The organism is Pseudonocardia halophobica (assembly GCF_050948485.1).
Taxonomy (GTDB): domain Bacteria; phylum Actinomycetota; class Actinomycetes; order Mycobacteriales; family Pseudonocardiaceae; genus Pseudonocardia; species Pseudonocardia halophobica.
In genome coordinates this window covers 5,220,639-5,234,339 of sequence record NZ_CP192046.1, presented here as the reverse complement: position 1 = coordinate 5,234,339, position 13,701 = coordinate 5,220,639, and the positions used below count along the sequence as shown (strand labels likewise).

Genomic DNA, 13,701 nt, shown 5'->3' with positions numbered 1-13,701 from the left:
CCCGCTCGACGCGGTCGCCGCGGCGGGCGAGGCGTTCGCGGCCCCCGGCCTTCGCCACCGGGTGAGCGCCGTGGGTGAGCGGCGCGACGACGCACCGGCCCCCGTTGTCCGGACCACCGCGGGGGCCGTCCGCGGCCGGGCGCTCGGTGCGGGCACCTCTACGCCGGGATCCCGTTCGCGGCGCCGCCGGTCAGGGAGCGGCGGTTCCTGCCGCCCGCGCCCCCGGAGCCGTGGGAGGGGGTGCGCGAGGCGACAGTCCCCGCGAGCTCCTGCCCCCAGCCGACGACCGGCGGGGACGCCTTCTCACGCTGGGCCCGGCCCGCCGCGCTGCACTCGCCGAAGGACGAGGACTGCCTGTACCTCAACGTCGTCACCCCCGGGGTTGGTGCGGGGGAGCGGCGTCCGGTCATGGTGTGGCTGCACGGCGGCGGCCTGCCGACCGGCTCCGGGGACGGCTGGCCGTTCCTGGAGGGCACCTTCCTGCCGGACGACGTCGTGCTGGTGACCGTCAACTACCGGCTCAACGTCTTCGGGTTCCTCCACCTCGACGAGGACTTCGCGGGCGTCGAGGGCAGAGGCAGCCTCGGCCATCTCGACCAGTCGCGGCACTGGCGTGGGTGGCGGAGAACATCGCGGCGTTCGGGGGCGACCCCGCCCAGGTCACGGTGTTCGGCGAGTCCGTGGGCGGCTGGAGCGTCGGCCACCTGCTCGCCATGCCGGCAGCGCGGGGGCTGTTCCGCTCCGCGATCGTGCAGTCCGGCGGGGTGGACATGGTCGCGGACGTCGAGACCGCGCGGCGGACCGCTCTCGGCGTGCTCGAGGCGCTCGACATGAAGCCGGGGGACTGGGACGCGCTGCGCGCGGTGCCGACCGAGCTGCTCCTGGCCCAGACCGCGCCGGGTGCGCACGCGGGGGAGCCGCGTGGGTTCGCCGCCTTCCGCACCACCGTGGGGAACGGCGTGAACCCGGCCGACCCCCTCGCCGAGCTGGCGGCCGGGGCCGCGGCCGGGATCGGCGTGATCGTCGGCGCCACCCGGGACGAGTGGTCGGGCATGCGGGTCGCCCTGCCGCCGGGCGTGGTCCCCCGCCCGGACTACGCGACCGCCGCCCGTCAGGCGGGGACGGGGGTCGACCTGGCGAGCCACTACGCCCTCGGGGCGGCGGACGAACAGGCGGCCGGCGCCGCGTTCGAGACGGACTGGCTGTTCACGCTGCCGACCGCGAAGCTGGCCGACGCGCTCGCGCTCGGCGGGGCCGCGTGTGGCGCTACCGGTTCGACTGGCGGTCCCCGGTGGCGGACGGTCGGCTGGGTGCGTTCCACGCCCTCGACCTGCCGTTCGTGTTCGCCACGGCGGACGAGCCGTCGATGGTCGGCCCCGAGCCGCCGCACGCGCTCGCCGCGGCCGTGCATGCGGCCTGGGTCGAGCTGGCCTGCACCGGCGGGGTGACGAGGCTCGGGTCCGTTCCCTGGGAGCACTACGCCGCACCGAGCCGGTCGGTCCTGGCGATCGACTGCGAGCCCGCGGTCCTGCGGGACCCGGACGGCGAGCTCGGCGAGGCGTGGGGCCGGGTGCTGCGGTTCCGCTGAGCGTTGCCCCCGCAACGCTGTTCACAGTACGACGTGTTCGTGTCCAGACCGGTGGAGGTCGTCCATGCAGGAGTCTGCCCACCTCGGGCCCACCATGTCGCGATGGCTCGCCGAGAAGGCGTTGGACCTGCGCATCGAGAATGTCCCCGCCGACGTCGTCGAGCTGGCGAAGACCCTGCTGGTCGACCAGCTGGGGCCTGCAGGTGGAGGGGTCCACGCTGGCGAACACCCGTCCGGAGCGGCTGCTCGTCGAGCAGCTGGGAGCGCGGCCGGAGGCCACCGTCACCAACACCGCGCTGCGGTCGACGGCGGCGCAGGCGGCGTACCTCAACGCCACGTTCGGCCACAGCATGGAGTTCGACGACTGCCACACCGCCAACTGGCACGCCGGTTCCGTCGTGGGGCCCGCGGCCCTGGCGGTCGCGGAGCGGGAGGGCCGGTCCGGCCGGGACGTCCTGGCCGCGATCGTCGCCCGCCACCAGGTGATGTCCGTGCTGGGCGCCGACCGGGTGGACCCCATGATGGCGCGCGGCTGGCACGGACCGAAGGTGCTGGGCGGGTTCGCCGCGGCGGGCGTCCCGGCTCACCGGCTCGTCGGTCGAGACCCTGCAGAACGCGTTCGGCATCGCGGGCAGCGACGCGTCCGGGATCATGGAGTACGACCAGAGCGACGGCGAGGTGAAACGGCTGCACGCCGGCTCCGGAGCCCGCTCCGGGATCGAGGCCCTGGAGCTGGCGCGCTACGGGCTCACCGGCCCTCCGACGGTGTTCGAGGGCAAGCGCGGCATCCTGCGGATCCTCGGGGGGCGCGCCCGGTTCGAGGAGCTGTGGGGGACCTGGCACCTGCGGGACACCATGTTCCGGATGATCCCAGGAGTCGGCACGATTATCGCCGCGGTGGACATCGTCGGCGATCTGCAGGCCGAGCACCGGCTGGACTGGCGGGAGATCACGGCGGTGAACGTGGGGCTGCGGCCCTACGCCGTCGGCCACGGCGTGGAGATCACCCATACCACCGACGCGGTGACTGCGGACTTCAGCCTGGCGTTCTCGGTGGCGCTGCGGCTGACCACCGGCGCGTCGGCGCCCGAGCATGACGTCGAGCCCGCGACGTGGGCGGACCCGGACGTGCTGGCGGCCACCGAGCTCGTCAAGGCGTACCCGCACGAGTTCGGCGACGACGCCCCGCTGCTCTGCGCCCGGGTCGAGATCGAGACGAAGGACGGGAGGGTGCTCTCCGGCGCACAGCCCAGCTTCCAGGGTTCGCCGCAGGTCCCGACCTCGCCGGAGCGGATCGTGCGGAAGTTCCGGTCCAATGTGGCCGGTCAGCTCCCCGATGCGGACGCCGACGCGCTGCTGGCCGTGGTCGACCGGCTGGAGACCGTCGCCCACATCGGCGAGCTCACCCGGCTGCTCGCGGCGAGGGCCGGGTAGGCCCCCGGCTCGGCCGAGCCAGCACCCCGGCGGCCAACACCGCGACGAGGTCCTCGACCGTCGCGGCGAAGTCCAGCTTGAGCAGGGTGAGCTCGGGGTGCTGCTCGTAGGCGGTGAGCATCGCTGCCGACGGGTGGGCGTGGTTCCACACCGCCCCCGCGGTGAGCATGATCGCCGCAGCGAGCCGCTGCGCGTCCGCCTCGCCGAGCTCCGGCAGGTGACGCGACAGGACGGCCGCCAGCCCCGCCAGGTCCTCCTGCGCGGTGCGCTTGAAGGTGGCCGCGACCTCCGGGGAGACGTTGCGCTCGAGCACCGCGGCCTGCGCGCTGAGCAGGTCGCACAGGGTGGGCCGCGCGCTCAGCGTGGTGGCCAGCAGGTGCGCCGACGCCCCGACGCGCACGGCGACTGGCGCGGTGTCCGGCTCGGTCGGCTCTGGGAGGTTCGCGAGCCAGTCCGCCCACTTGGTGTGCAGCAGCTCGAGCAGGATCGCCTCGCGGGAGTCGAAGTAGCGCAGCACGTTGGACTTCGCGAGCCCGACCCGCCTGCTCAGCTCGTTCAGCGAGACCTGGGAGACGGGACTCTCCGCCAACATCGCGTCCGCGGTGTCAAGGATGGCCTGGCGACGGAGCCTGCGCTGCTCCTCGTTGCGCGCGCGCTGGAAGGTCGTCATGTCCACCAGATTACAGACCGCTGGTGTGTTGACAAGGAACCGATGGTCTCTTAGTGTGGGCGGCACAGCAGACCGCAGGTCTCTTATCTCGGATCAGGAGTGCGTGATGGCGAAGGTGTGGTTCGTGACCGGCAGCTCGCGAGGGCTGGGGCGGGCGATCGTCGAGGGCGCGCTGGAGGCGGGTGACCAGGTGGTCGCCACGGCCCGGCGCCCCGAGGCGCTGCAGGACCTGGGGGAGAGGTACGGCGACGCGCTGTACCTGCTCGCCCTGGATGTGACGGACGCGGCGGCCGTCGAGGAGACCGTCGCTAAGGCGGTCGAGCGGTTCGGCAGGCTGGACGTGGTGGTGAACAACGCCGGCTACGGGGACCTGGCGTCGGTGGAGGACGTGACCCTGGAGGACTTCCGGGCGCAGATCGACACCAACTTCTACGGCGTGGTGTACGTGAGCAAGGCCGTGACCCCGATCCTGCGCCGGCAGGGCTCCGGGCACATCTTCCAGGTGTCGTCGCTCGGCGGACGCATCGGCTCGGTGGGTCTTACCGCGTACCAGAGCGCGAAGTGGGCCGTCGGCGGGTTCTCCGTCGGGCTGGCGCAGGAGGTCGCGCCGTTCGGTGTGCAGGTCACGGTGTTGGAGCCGGGAGGCATGGCCACCGACTGGGCCGGGTCGTCGATGACGATCCCGCCGATCAGTGAGCCCTACGAGCAGACCGTCGGGGAGTTCGCGAAGATGCTCCGCGTCGCGTCGGGCAGCGAGCCGTCGAAGACCCCGCGGGTCGCGAAGGTCGTGCGTGACCTGGCCAACCGCCCGGACGCCCCGGTCCGGCTGCTGATCGGCAAGGACGCGGTGCAGTACGCCGCCGCCGGCGCCGCCGCGCAATCCGAGTCGGACGAGAAGTGGCGCAGCGTCTCGGAGTCCACCGCGGACTGACGCACCGTTCGTCGGGCGGGCTCCGTGCGAACTCCGGGGCCCGCCCCGACCCCACGACCCCGGCACCCGCCCCCGCTCCCCGGGGCGGGATCCGCGGCGTCAGCCGAGCTTGGTGCGGATGCCGCGCAGGTCCGTGAAGAACGGGGCCAGATCGGCCTGCGCGTCGAGCGTCACCAGCACGTCGAGCAGGTGGTCGAGCCGGGACTCCGGCACCACGCCGTGGCACTGGTGGTGGAACTTGCCCAGCAGGTCGTCCTTGCTCGGCGGGTTCAGGTGGTGGCCGCGGGGGTAGTCGGTGCGGATCTCGCGGGTCTGTCCGTTGCGGAGCTTCACCGACAGCACGTTGGTGGGCTTCTCCACCCACTGCTCGGTGATCTCCTCGTCCGCCTCGACCGAGATCTTGGCCATGATCGGGCGGAGCGCGGGATCGAGGAAACGATCGTCGGTGTAGCTCGAGGTCTGTACGAAGCCGTCGAGCAGCGCCACCGAGGCGACGTGGGGGATGCTGTGGTCGGCGGTCTCGCGGGTCTGCGGGTCCCACTTCTGGTCGTGGTCGTTCTGCCCGCCGCCGCACTCGCTCCACGCCACCCACGGCACGCGGATGTGCACCGACTCGATGTCGCCCGGCGTCAGCCCCTCGCGGTGCAGGCCGATGAACTCCTGCCCGATGATCTGCGTGGTGAAGTCCGAGACGTGCAGCTTGTACGCCGAGCGCTCCGGCCCGCCGTAGCCGTCCTTCGGCTTCCCCAGCCGGTCCATCGAGAACTCGCCGGTGACCAGGGCCCACATGCCGCGGTGCGCCTCGATCGTGCGCGACGGGCCGGTGACCCCGCGCTGGGCGAGCCGCGCGGCGGTGAACCCGGCGGCGCAGGCGTGCGAGGAGGCCAGCGCCTTCCAGTTGCCCAGCGACCCGACCCGGGTGACTCCGAGCGGGGTGGTCGCGCTGGTGTCGGTCATCGCGATCGCGTGCGCGGTCTGGTCCGGGGTCAGCCCGAGGATCTTCGAGACCGCGGTCGTGGCGGCGACCGAGATGAAGGCAGGGTAGTCCCACCCGCGGTCACGCAGATTGACCTGGTCCGCGAGCGCCATGTGCGTCTCGTAGCCGACGTACATGCCCTCGATCAGCCGGGCGCTGTCCGCGCCGACCAGCTCGGCCGCCGCCCAGCAGGCTGGGATGATGTCGCTGGTGTGCCCGCCGCCCATGCGGAAGTAGTTGTCGTTGAAGTCCAGGTAGCGGACCGCAGCGGTGTTGGCGTAGACCGCCAACTCGGGCGAGACCAGCGAGTCGACCGTCAGCGCCGAGGCGCCGCGCTCGGTCGCGGTCTCCGCCGCGAGCTCGAGGGTCGCCTTCACGGGCGCCGCGTAGAGCGCGCCGACCGCGCAGCCCGCGGTGTCGAGGTGGTGCCAGGTCAGCGCCTGCACCGCCGAGTCCGGGGTGTCGTCCCGGCGGACCGCCTGGGTCCAGGCGGCGAGGGTGGCCGTGGTGTCGTCGTGGAACCGGTCTCGTTCGTCATCGAATCTCCAGTGGACGTCGGCATCAGGAGCTGCCGAGTGCGCTCTCGTTGATCCGCGACGCGGCATGGGACCCGCCGTCGACCAACAGCTCGGCGCCGTTGACGTAGGAGCTGCGGTCCGAGAGGAGCCACACGATGGCCTCGGCGAGCTCCGAGGGCGCACCGATCCGGCCCATGGGGAGCGTCGCGGCGATCTCGTCGAGCTTCTCGTCCGTGAAGTTCCGCTCGAGCATCTTCGTGCGGGTCTTTCCGGGCAGCACCGAGTTGATCCGAACGCCCGCCCGGCCGTACTCGCCCGCCACGGCCTTGGTCATCGTCACCACCGCGGACTTCGTCGCGGCGTACGGCGCGAGCCTGGGCGGCGGCTCGACGTGGGCACCCGAGGCGATGTTGACGATCGAGCCGGAGCCGCCGTCCCGCATGGCCCGCGTCTCGGCGCGAAGGCAGAAGAACAGCCCGTCGAGGTTGATGGCGATGACATGGCGCCACTCCTCGTCGGTGTACTCCTCGATCCGCTTCCGCGGGCCGGACGTACCGGCGGCGTTGACCGCGCAGTCCAGCCTGCCCTGCTCGGCCACGATCCGGTCGACGAGCGCGTCGACCTCGGCGCCGTGCACGACGTCGAGGGCGACAGCGACCGCGATCTTCGCCCCGACGTCCGAGTTGATCTGATTGCTGGTCGCGGTCGCCGTCTCACCGTCCCGATCGGCGACGTACACGGCCTTCGCCGCCTCCTCGGCGCAGAGCCGCGCCGTGGCGGCGCCGATCCCCGAACCTCCGCCGGTGACGAGAACGATCTTTCCCGCGACGAGTGGTGATGCCATCGTTGGAACGCCTCCTGGAGTCCACGGATCCCGACGAGCGTCACCGACCCTGATTACTGTTGTCAATATTGCGTGCGAATGCACGAACGCCCGGTCCGAAGAGGGGACCGGGCGTTCGGGTCGGGGAGCGGGCGGCTCTCAGCTCGCCGGCCGCGGCCGGCTCGCCAGGCTGGAGTCGGCCAACCTGACGAGCAGGCCGAGCGCGTCGGTCAGGATCTCGAGCTCCTCGACGGTGAAGTCCTCCGCCAGGACCGTGACGAGCCACTGGTCGCGGGTGCGTCGGTCCTCCACCAGCTCCTGATGACCGAGCTCCGTGAGGCGGGCCCGAACCCGCCTGCGGTCGTCGGCGGCGCGTTCCCGGACGACGAGTCCGCGCTCCTCCATGGTCTCGAGGCTGGCCCACACGGTCTGCACCCGCAGGCCCTGGTCGTCCGCGAGCTCGCTCGCGGTCGCCTTGCCCCGTCGGTACAGCTCGCTGAGCAGTGCGCTCTGCGACCACGTCAGCGGACTCCCGCTCTCGTAGCGGACCCGCCGGATCACCATGCCCGCGGCCTCGCGCACCGCGGCGGCGAGGGCCGGTAAGTCGTCGGAGTCGCTCAGCGGCCCCCACGATCCCGGCTCGCCCGGGAGGAACGGCGACGACGTGCCTCCCGGACGGGCCCGGCGGGCCGCGGTCACCAGTTGAGGGATTCGAGGACCAGTCGTCGCAGGGTGCGCGGGTTGTGGTCGATCTGGCCGGTGCGGGCGTGCTGGACGGCCCAGTTGTTGAACAGCACCAGGTCGTCGTTGGCGTAGTGGTGGGTGTAGACGTTGTCCTCGGCGTAGGCGTAGGAGAACAGGGTCTGGATGAGCTCCTCGCCGCGCTGCGAGTCCACGCCGTACTCCACGATGTGGCTGGTGTTGAACTCGTTGACGAACAGCGCCTTCTCCCCGGTGTGCGGCACCGTGATCACCAGCGGGTGCTCGTAGGACTGGATGCCGGACAGGTCCGCACCCTCGGGGTAGTCCGCGAGGCGCACCCGCTTCTGCTCGGCCTCGGTCTCGTACATGTCGAAGGCGTTGCAGGCGTGCAGGTTCTCGATCTCGTCCTTGATCTCCTGCGGCAGGTTCTTGTACGCCCGCACGGTGTTGGCGAACGCGGTCGGCGGCGAGGTCGGCGAGACGTCCTGGGCGTAGAGACAGGTGCCCGAGGCCACCTTCTCCCGGTAGGCGCCGTCGTTGTGGAACAACAGCCGCCGCGACCCGGCCAGCGACGGGTTGTCCTTGATGACGTTGGACAGGTACTCGACCTGGGTGCCCCACCGGAAGGTGTGCAGCTCACCCAGGGTCTTCACGAACCGGTCCTGGTCCTCGTCGCGCAGCTTCTGCCCGCGGACCAACACGACACCGCCCCTGTCGAACGCCTCCCGCAGCACCCCGACCTCGTCGGTGTCGAACGGCTTCGACATGTCCAGGTCCCGCAGCTCGACACCGAGGCTGTCGGTGATGGGAACGGCCTTCATTGGAATCTCCCGTCCTGGGGTCCGGCCGCTGCGCCGGACCGTCCTGAGTGCTGAGGTTCAGTGTCACTGACGTTCAGTATTGCTGAGCGATGGAGCGACTGTAGTGCGACGGAGCGGTAGGCGCAAGCATCACAGGAAGGCTGTGTAGGGCGCCTGTGTATAGGGTTGGGGTCGAGTTAGGCGGGGCCATTGCCCGTGACCTCAACCGTAGTTAGTATGCGCAGATATTCGACCCCGCTCCGGGTGGGTGTCGATGGCCGACGAAGCCCAGAAGGAGTCCACATGCTGTCTGCCACCGAGGCGGCGGACCTCGTAGCCATGGTCACGAGCTTCGCCCAGGACGTCGTGGCACCTCGAGTGGCCGAGTACGACGCCGTCGAGCACCTTCCGACGGACGTCCTCGAGCAGATGCGCGATCTGGGGCTGTTCGGCGGGACGGTGCCGGAGGACCTGGGCGGTGCGGGCCTCGACCATGTGACCTACGCGGCGATCATCGAGGCGATGTCCACGGTCGACCACTGTCTGGGCGTGCTGATGAGCATGCCGTCGGCTCTGGTCGGGTCGGGGCTGCTCGCCTACGGCACCCCGGAGCAGCAGAAGACCTGGCTGGCGCCGTTGGCGGCGGGTGAGATCTTCGGAGCGGCCGGAGTCACCGAGCCGCAGTCCGGCAGCAACGTCGCCGCGATGGAGACGACCTACCGCCGCGACGGCGGGGGTTTCGTGATCAACGGGGCGAAGACCTGGATCACCAACATCGACATCGCGAGCTTCATCATCACCTTCGCCACCTCGGACCGGTCGCTCGGCCGGAAGGGCGTGAGTGCGTTCGTCATCCCGATCGACACCCCGGGCCTCACCAGAACCCCCTTCAAGAACAAGCTGGGTTTCCGTCCCCTGTGCAGCGGCGAGGTGTCGCTGAGCGAGGTGCGGGTCGGGTCGGAGGCCTTGCTGGGCACCGAGGGGGACGGGTACCGGATCGCGATGGGCGCCGTGGAGCGCGGCCGGCTGTCGGTCGCCTCCCGGGCGGTCGGCCTCGCGCAGGGCTGCCTGGACGACTGCGTGCGCTACGCGCAGGAGCGGGTCATCGGTGGCACCGCGATCGCTGATCACCAGATGACGCAGGCAAAGCTTGCGCAGATGGCCGTCGAGATCCAGGCGGCCCGGCTGCTCGTCCGGGACTGCGCCCGGGCGATGGACGGCGGCTCGCGCGCCCGCACCGAGGCGAGCATGGCCAAGATGTATGCCGCCGACGTCGCCCAGCGTGTCGCGACCGAGGCGGTGCAGATCCATGGGGCCTACGGTGTGTCCCCGGAGTTCCGGGTCGGGCGCGCCTACCGGGACGCCAAGGTCTTCCAGCTCGTCGAGGGGACGAACGAGATCCACCGCTTGCTGATCGCCCGTTCCCTGCTCGGCCCCCGTCGCTGACGTCCGCGCTTGATCCACGGGCCGACGCCGGCCCGCGGCAACGGAAGGAACTCGTTATGGCACCACGCGACACAGTGTGGCTCGACCTGCTCGACCAGCCCTTCGAGCAGAAGTTCTACGACGTCAACGGCGTCCGGACCCGCACTATCGAGGCGGGCGAGGGGCCGGCCATCGTCTTCCTGCACGGCGGCGGCGGGCACGCGGAGACCTGGGTGCGCAACCTGGGCCCGCACGCCCCCTACCGCCGGTCGTACGCGATCGACATGCTCGGGCACGGCTTCACCGACGCGCCCGAGAACCTGCACTACACGACCGACGACATCATCGACCACGTCGTCCGCTTCCTCGACGCCGCGGGCATCGACAAGGCGGACTTCTGCGGCGAGAGCTTCGGCGGTCGGGTCTCGGGCTGGATGGCCATCCGCTACCCGGACCGGGTGAACAAGCTGATCCTCAACACCTCCGGCGGGCTGCCCGCGACCGGCGACCGCCACCAGGGCGACGTCAAGGACCTGCTGGCCCGCAGCACCGCCTCGCTGCGCACCGGCGAGTACGAGGCCGTGAAATCCCGAATGGGATGGCTGTTCGCGGACCCGACCCAGGTGCCCGAGGAGTTCATCCACATCCGCCAGGCCATCTACAAGCGCCCTGGCATCCAGAACTCGCTGACCAAGCTGTTCAGCCAGCTCTTCGACCCGGAGGAGGCCAAGAAGTACTGGCTGACCCCGGAGCGCCTCGCCGGGATCAAGGCGCAGTCCCTGGTGATCTGGAGCGACCACAACCCGATCCACTCGTGGCAGGACGCGCGCGAGGGCTTCTCACACATCCCGGACGTGAAGTTCCACCTGATCAAGGATGCGGCGCACTGGCCCCAGTTCGAGCAGCCGGAGGAGTACAACAAGGTGCAGGTCGACTTCCTCAACGGGATCGACAGCACCGTCGACCCGGGGCTGGGCGCCTGATGGCCGAGATCTTCCGCCACGTCGCGCTCCAGAAGTACAAGGCGCCGGTCGACGACGTCACGGCCAAGCGCATCAAGGAGGTCCACGACGACCTTGGTGCGCAGGCCCCGACCGTGCGGGCGATCAGCCACGGCCCGGACCTCGGTGTTCGGCCGAACGGCTACGACTACGGCCTCGTCGCCGACTTCGACGACGCCGAGGGCTGGAAGGCCTACAGCGCGCACCCCGCGCACGACGTCGTCCGCTCGGTCATGAAGGACATTGTCGAGAGCGCGGTCGTCTGCCAGTTCACCGTCACCGTCCCGGACGCCGAGAAGTGAGCGCGGTCGACCGGGCCGGGAAGCAGTTCATCGGCGGCGAGTGGATCGCCTCGACCTCCGCCGACCTCCTCGACGTCGAGAACCCGACGACGACCGAGGTGCTGGCGCGGGTCCCGCGGGGCAGCGCCGAGGACGCGGAGGCCGCGGTCACCGCGGCGGCCGCGGCGTTCGAGGCGTGGTCGACCACGCCGGTCGCCGAGCGGGCCGCGATCATCTGGTGCGCCGCCGACATCCTGAAGGCGCGGGCGGACGACATCGCCCGCACCATCACCCTCGAGGTCGGCATGCCGCTGGCCATGTCGAAGGCCGTCCAGGTCGGGCGCCCGATCGAGGTCCTGACCTCGCTGGCCGACGCAACCGAGCGGCTGGAGTGGGCCGAGCAGATCGACACCACCCTGGTGGTGCGCGAGCCGCTGGGTGTCGTCGTCGCGATCACGCCGTGGAACGTCCCGCTGCACCAGACGATCGCCAAGGTCGGCGCGGCGCTGCTGGCCGGCTGCACGGTCGTGCACAAGCCGTCCGAGGTGGCGCCGCTGAGCGCCTACGAGCTGGCTGACGTGTTCGCCGAGGCGGGCCTGCCCGCCGGCGTCTACAACGTCGTCACCGGGGTGGGGGAGACCGTCGGGGAGGCCCTGATCGGGCACCCGAAGGTCGACGGCATCTCGTTCACCGGGTCCACCGCCGTCGGGCGGCACATCGGTGCGGTGGCGGCGCAGACGGTCAAGAAGGTCGCCCTGGAGCTGGGCGGCAAGGGCCCGGCTGTGGTCCTCCCGGGCGCGGACGTCGCGAAGGCGGCCCAGGCCGCCGCGGCCCGCTGCTTCACCAACTCCGGGCAGGTCTGCGCGGCGCTGTCGCGGCTGATCGTGCCCCGCGAGGAGCTGGCCACGGCCGAGCAGGCACTGGTCGACTACGTGAACGAGCAGGTCCTCGGCGACCCACTCGACGAGGCCACCACGCTCGGCCCGCTCGTGTCCGAGACCCAGCGAAGCCGCGTGCTGAAGCTGGTCGAGGCCGGAGCCGCTGAGGGGGCCAAGGTCGTCGTCGGCGGGCCGGGTGCCGCAGCGCCGGACAAGGGCTACTTCGTGGCCCCGACCGTCTTCTCGGACGTCGAGACGAGCATGACGATCGCCCAGGCCGAGGTCTTCGGGCCGGTCCTGTGCATCCTCCCGTACGACACCGTTGAGGAGGCCGTCGCGATCGCCAACGACAGCGAGTACGGCCTGGTCGGCGCGGTCTTCGGCACGGACGACGAGGAGTCGACGAAGGTCGCCTCGAAGATCCGGGTCGGGATGATCGGCGTCAACGGCGGCCGGATCAACGTCAAGGCCCCGTTCGGGGGGTACCGCCAGTCCGGCAACGGCCGCGAGTTCGGGACCTACGGCCTGGAGGAGTTCCTCGAGGTCAAGTCGATGAACTTCCCGGGTGCCGAGCGCGTCGTCCGCCCCGCCGTCTGAAGCAGGAAGGAATCCCCATGACCACCCCCGAGGCGGGGATCGACATCACCGCCCCCAAGATCATCTGGCACGCCGGGTTCATCGTCGAGGACCTCGAGAAGGCCATGGACGAGCTCACCCGGGGCATCGGCCTGAGCTGGAACGAGCCGCACCACCTCGACGGGCAGAAGCTGCAGGGCCCGAACGACCAGTCGTGGACGCTGGCGGGCTCGGTGGTCTTCTCCACCGACCTGCCGCTGGCGCTGGAGCTCATCCAGCCCACCCCCGGCACGCCCAACGAGCGCATCGGCGACTCGGCGTTCCACCACCTCGGCTACTGGGACACGAACCTGGAGGCGGAGCAGGAGCGCCTCGAGGGACTCGGCTACGGCTGCGTGATGTTCAGACAGGACCCGGAGACGCTGCTGCGCCGGATCATGGTCAACGACGGCCCGTTCGGCGTGCTGCTCGAGGCCACCAACGCCCTGACCAAGCGCCCCGGCCTGGAGGGCTTCTACCCGGAGGGACTCCGATGATCTGGCACATCGCCTTCGCCGTTCCGAACCTCGAGGAGGGGATGGACCAGTTCGGCAAGGCACTGAACCTGACCTGGAACCCGATCAAGAGCTTCGAGGGCGAGAACGCGCACGCGGGCGGCGAGCCCTTCACGCTGCGCACCCGGCTGGTGTTCGCCACCGCGGGGCCGTGCGCGCTGGAGCTGTTCGAGTCGGTCCCGGACACTCCGAACGAGCCCGCGAAGGGCACGGTCTTCCACCACATGGGGTACTGGACCGACAACGTCGTGACCGAGCAGCAGCGGCTCGAACAGTGCGGCTGGTTCCACGCGGGCGGTCCGGTCAGCGACGACTCGCGGGCGGCGTTCTTCTCGTCGAGCCTCGGGATCTTCTTCGAGGCGTGCAACGTGTCGGCGCAGCGTAAGGGCCTGGAGAAGTACTACCCCGGCGTCGCCCCGGGGATGAAGCAGCCCGACAAGCTGGGCTGATTCCGCTCGGTAGCGGTTCGCGAACGCCGCGTCACGCCCCCGGGGTGCGTGGCGCGGCGTCGCCGTCGCCCGGCTCGGCGGGCACCGCAGGCCAT

The 13,701-nt window shown here is 70.9% G+C and carries 14 protein-coding genes and 2 pseudogenes; 11 read left to right on the top strand and 5 right to left on the bottom strand.

Annotated elements, in window-relative coordinates; translation table 11 throughout:
* Positions 1-168: 168 nt before the first annotated feature.
* The 4 genes and pseudogenes from ACQP04_RS24850 to ACQP04_RS24835 all read left to right on the top strand — a co-directional run bounded on the left by ACQP04_RS24850 (position 169) and on the right by ACQP04_RS24835 (position 3,022).
* A pseudogene (locus ACQP04_RS24850) lies at positions 169-1,448 on the top strand (carboxylesterase family protein).
* Entirely contained in the window at positions 1,445-1,588 is a 144-nt protein-coding gene (locus ACQP04_RS24845) for a hypothetical protein (protein WP_433502967.1), read from the top strand. The pseudogene ACQP04_RS24850 and the gene ACQP04_RS24845 overlap by 4 nt, the downstream one beginning before the upstream one ends.
* A gap of 140 nt (positions 1,589-1,728) precedes the next feature.
* Positions 1,729-2,350: pseudogene (locus ACQP04_RS24840) on the top strand (MmgE/PrpD family protein); the annotation flags it as partial.
* A 93-nt stretch (positions 2,351-2,443) separates the two neighbouring features.
* Positions 2,444-3,022, top strand: a complete 579-nt coding sequence (locus ACQP04_RS24835; RefSeq protein ID WP_433508433.1) for a hypothetical protein — start codon at positions 2,444-2,446, stop codon at positions 3,020-3,022.
* On the opposite strand, the gene ACQP04_RS24830 is transcribed toward ACQP04_RS24835, so the two are convergent.
* Entirely contained in the window at positions 2,991-3,692 is a 702-nt protein-coding gene (locus tag ACQP04_RS24830) for a TetR family transcriptional regulator (protein WP_433502966.1), read from the bottom strand. The genes ACQP04_RS24835 and ACQP04_RS24830 overlap by 32 nt on opposite strands.
* A 106-nt stretch (positions 3,693-3,798) precedes the next feature.
* Here ACQP04_RS24830 and ACQP04_RS24825 point away from each other — a divergent pair, with 106 nt between their 5' ends.
* A complete protein-coding gene (locus tag ACQP04_RS24825) occupies positions 3,799-4,623 on the top strand; it encodes an SDR family NAD(P)-dependent oxidoreductase (RefSeq protein WP_433502965.1) in 825 nt (274 codons plus the stop codon).
* A 99-nt stretch (positions 4,624-4,722) separates the two neighbouring features.
* Here the strand turns inward: ACQP04_RS24825 and ACQP04_RS24820 are convergent, their stop codons facing one another.
* From ACQP04_RS24820 to ACQP04_RS24805, 4 genes are all read right to left on the bottom strand, one after another.
* Entirely contained in the window at positions 4,723-6,204 is a 1,482-nt protein-coding gene (locus ACQP04_RS24820; RefSeq protein ID WP_433502964.1) for an MmgE/PrpD family protein, read from the bottom strand.
* The gene (locus tag ACQP04_RS24815) at positions 6,161-6,961 is read right to left on the bottom strand and encodes an SDR family NAD(P)-dependent oxidoreductase (protein WP_433502963.1); all 801 of its coding nucleotides are present in this window, start codon (positions 6,959-6,961) and stop codon (positions 6,161-6,163) included. Before ACQP04_RS24815 ends, ACQP04_RS24820 begins: the two co-directional genes overlap by 44 nt.
* Positions 6,962-7,099: 138 nt before the next feature.
* Positions 7,100-7,639: a MarR family transcriptional regulator gene (locus ACQP04_RS24810; protein ID WP_433502962.1), complete on the bottom strand. Its 540-nt coding sequence runs from the start codon at positions 7,637-7,639 to the stop codon at positions 7,100-7,102.
* On the bottom strand, positions 7,636-8,463 hold the full coding sequence (locus ACQP04_RS24805; RefSeq protein ID WP_433502906.1) for a TauD/TfdA dioxygenase family protein: 828 nt from the start codon (positions 8,461-8,463) through the stop codon (positions 7,636-7,638). The genes ACQP04_RS24810 and ACQP04_RS24805 overlap by 4 nt, the downstream gene beginning before the upstream one ends.
* Before the next feature lie 282 nt (positions 8,464-8,745).
* On the opposite strand from ACQP04_RS24805, the gene ACQP04_RS24800 reads away from it, so the two are divergent.
* From ACQP04_RS24800 to ACQP04_RS24775, 6 genes are read left to right on the top strand one after another with little or no spacing between them, the layout of a single operon-like run.
* Positions 8,746-9,888 (top strand): acyl-CoA dehydrogenase family protein, encoded by a 1,143-nt coding sequence (locus tag ACQP04_RS24800; RefSeq protein WP_433502961.1) that lies wholly within the window; start codon positions 8,746-8,748, stop codon positions 9,886-9,888.
* Between the two features lie 56 nt (positions 9,889-9,944).
* Entirely contained in the window at positions 9,945-10,850 is a 906-nt protein-coding gene (locus ACQP04_RS24795) for an alpha/beta fold hydrolase (protein WP_433502960.1), read from the top strand.
* Positions 10,850-11,170 (top strand): Dabb family protein, encoded by a 321-nt coding sequence (locus ACQP04_RS24790; protein ID WP_433502959.1) that lies wholly within the window; start codon positions 10,850-10,852, stop codon positions 11,168-11,170. Before ACQP04_RS24795 ends, ACQP04_RS24790 begins: the two co-directional genes overlap by 1 nt.
* Positions 11,167-12,624 (top strand): aldehyde dehydrogenase family protein, encoded by a 1,458-nt coding sequence (locus tag ACQP04_RS24785; protein WP_433502958.1) that lies wholly within the window; start codon positions 11,167-11,169, stop codon positions 12,622-12,624. The genes ACQP04_RS24790 and ACQP04_RS24785 overlap by 4 nt, the downstream gene beginning before the upstream one ends.
* A gap of 17 nt (positions 12,625-12,641) precedes the next feature.
* Positions 12,642-13,139 carry a VOC family protein gene (locus ACQP04_RS24780; protein WP_433502957.1) on the top strand — a complete coding sequence of 166 codons (498 nt, stop codon included), beginning with the start codon at positions 12,642-12,644 and terminating at the stop codon, positions 13,137-13,139.
* Positions 13,136-13,606, top strand: coding sequence for a VOC family protein (locus tag ACQP04_RS24775; protein WP_433502956.1), 471 nt, complete (start codon positions 13,136-13,138; stop codon positions 13,604-13,606). Before ACQP04_RS24780 ends, ACQP04_RS24775 begins: the two co-directional genes overlap by 4 nt.
* Positions 13,607-13,701 lie beyond the last annotated feature (95 nt).

Excerpts from the sequence above, each read along its gene's own strand:
- ACQP04_RS24835 (WP_433508433.1), top strand. The coding sequence starts at position 2,444 with ATGTTCCGGATGATCCCAGGAGTCGGCACGATTATCGCCGCGGTGGAC.
- ACQP04_RS24830 (WP_433502966.1), bottom strand. The coding sequence starts at position 3,692 with ATGACGACCTTCCAGCGCGCGCGCAACGAGGAGCAGCGCAGGCTCCGT.
- ACQP04_RS24825 (WP_433502965.1), top strand. The coding sequence starts at position 3,799 with ATGGCGAAGGTGTGGTTCGTGACCGGCAGCTCGCGAGGGCTGGGGCGG.
- ACQP04_RS24820 (WP_433502964.1), bottom strand. The coding sequence starts at position 6,204 with ATGCCGCGTCGCGGATCAACGAGAGCGCACTCGGCAGCTCCTGATGCC.
- ACQP04_RS24815 (WP_433502963.1), bottom strand. The coding sequence starts at position 6,961 with ATGGCATCACCACTCGTCGCGGGAAAGATCGTTCTCGTCACCGGCGGA.
- ACQP04_RS24805 (WP_433502906.1), bottom strand. The coding sequence starts at position 8,463 with ATGAAGGCCGTTCCCATCACCGACAGCCTCGGTGTCGAGCTGCGGGAC.
- ACQP04_RS24800 (WP_433502961.1), top strand. The coding sequence starts at position 8,746 with ATGCTGTCTGCCACCGAGGCGGCGGACCTCGTAGCCATGGTCACGAGC.
- ACQP04_RS24795 (WP_433502960.1), top strand. The coding sequence starts at position 9,945 with ATGGCACCACGCGACACAGTGTGGCTCGACCTGCTCGACCAGCCCTTC.
- ACQP04_RS24790 (WP_433502959.1), top strand. The coding sequence starts at position 10,850 with ATGGCCGAGATCTTCCGCCACGTCGCGCTCCAGAAGTACAAGGCGCCG.
- ACQP04_RS24780 (WP_433502957.1), top strand. The coding sequence starts at position 12,642 with ATGACCACCCCCGAGGCGGGGATCGACATCACCGCCCCCAAGATCATC.
- ACQP04_RS24775 (WP_433502956.1), top strand. The coding sequence starts at position 13,136 with ATGATCTGGCACATCGCCTTCGCCGTTCCGAACCTCGAGGAGGGGATG.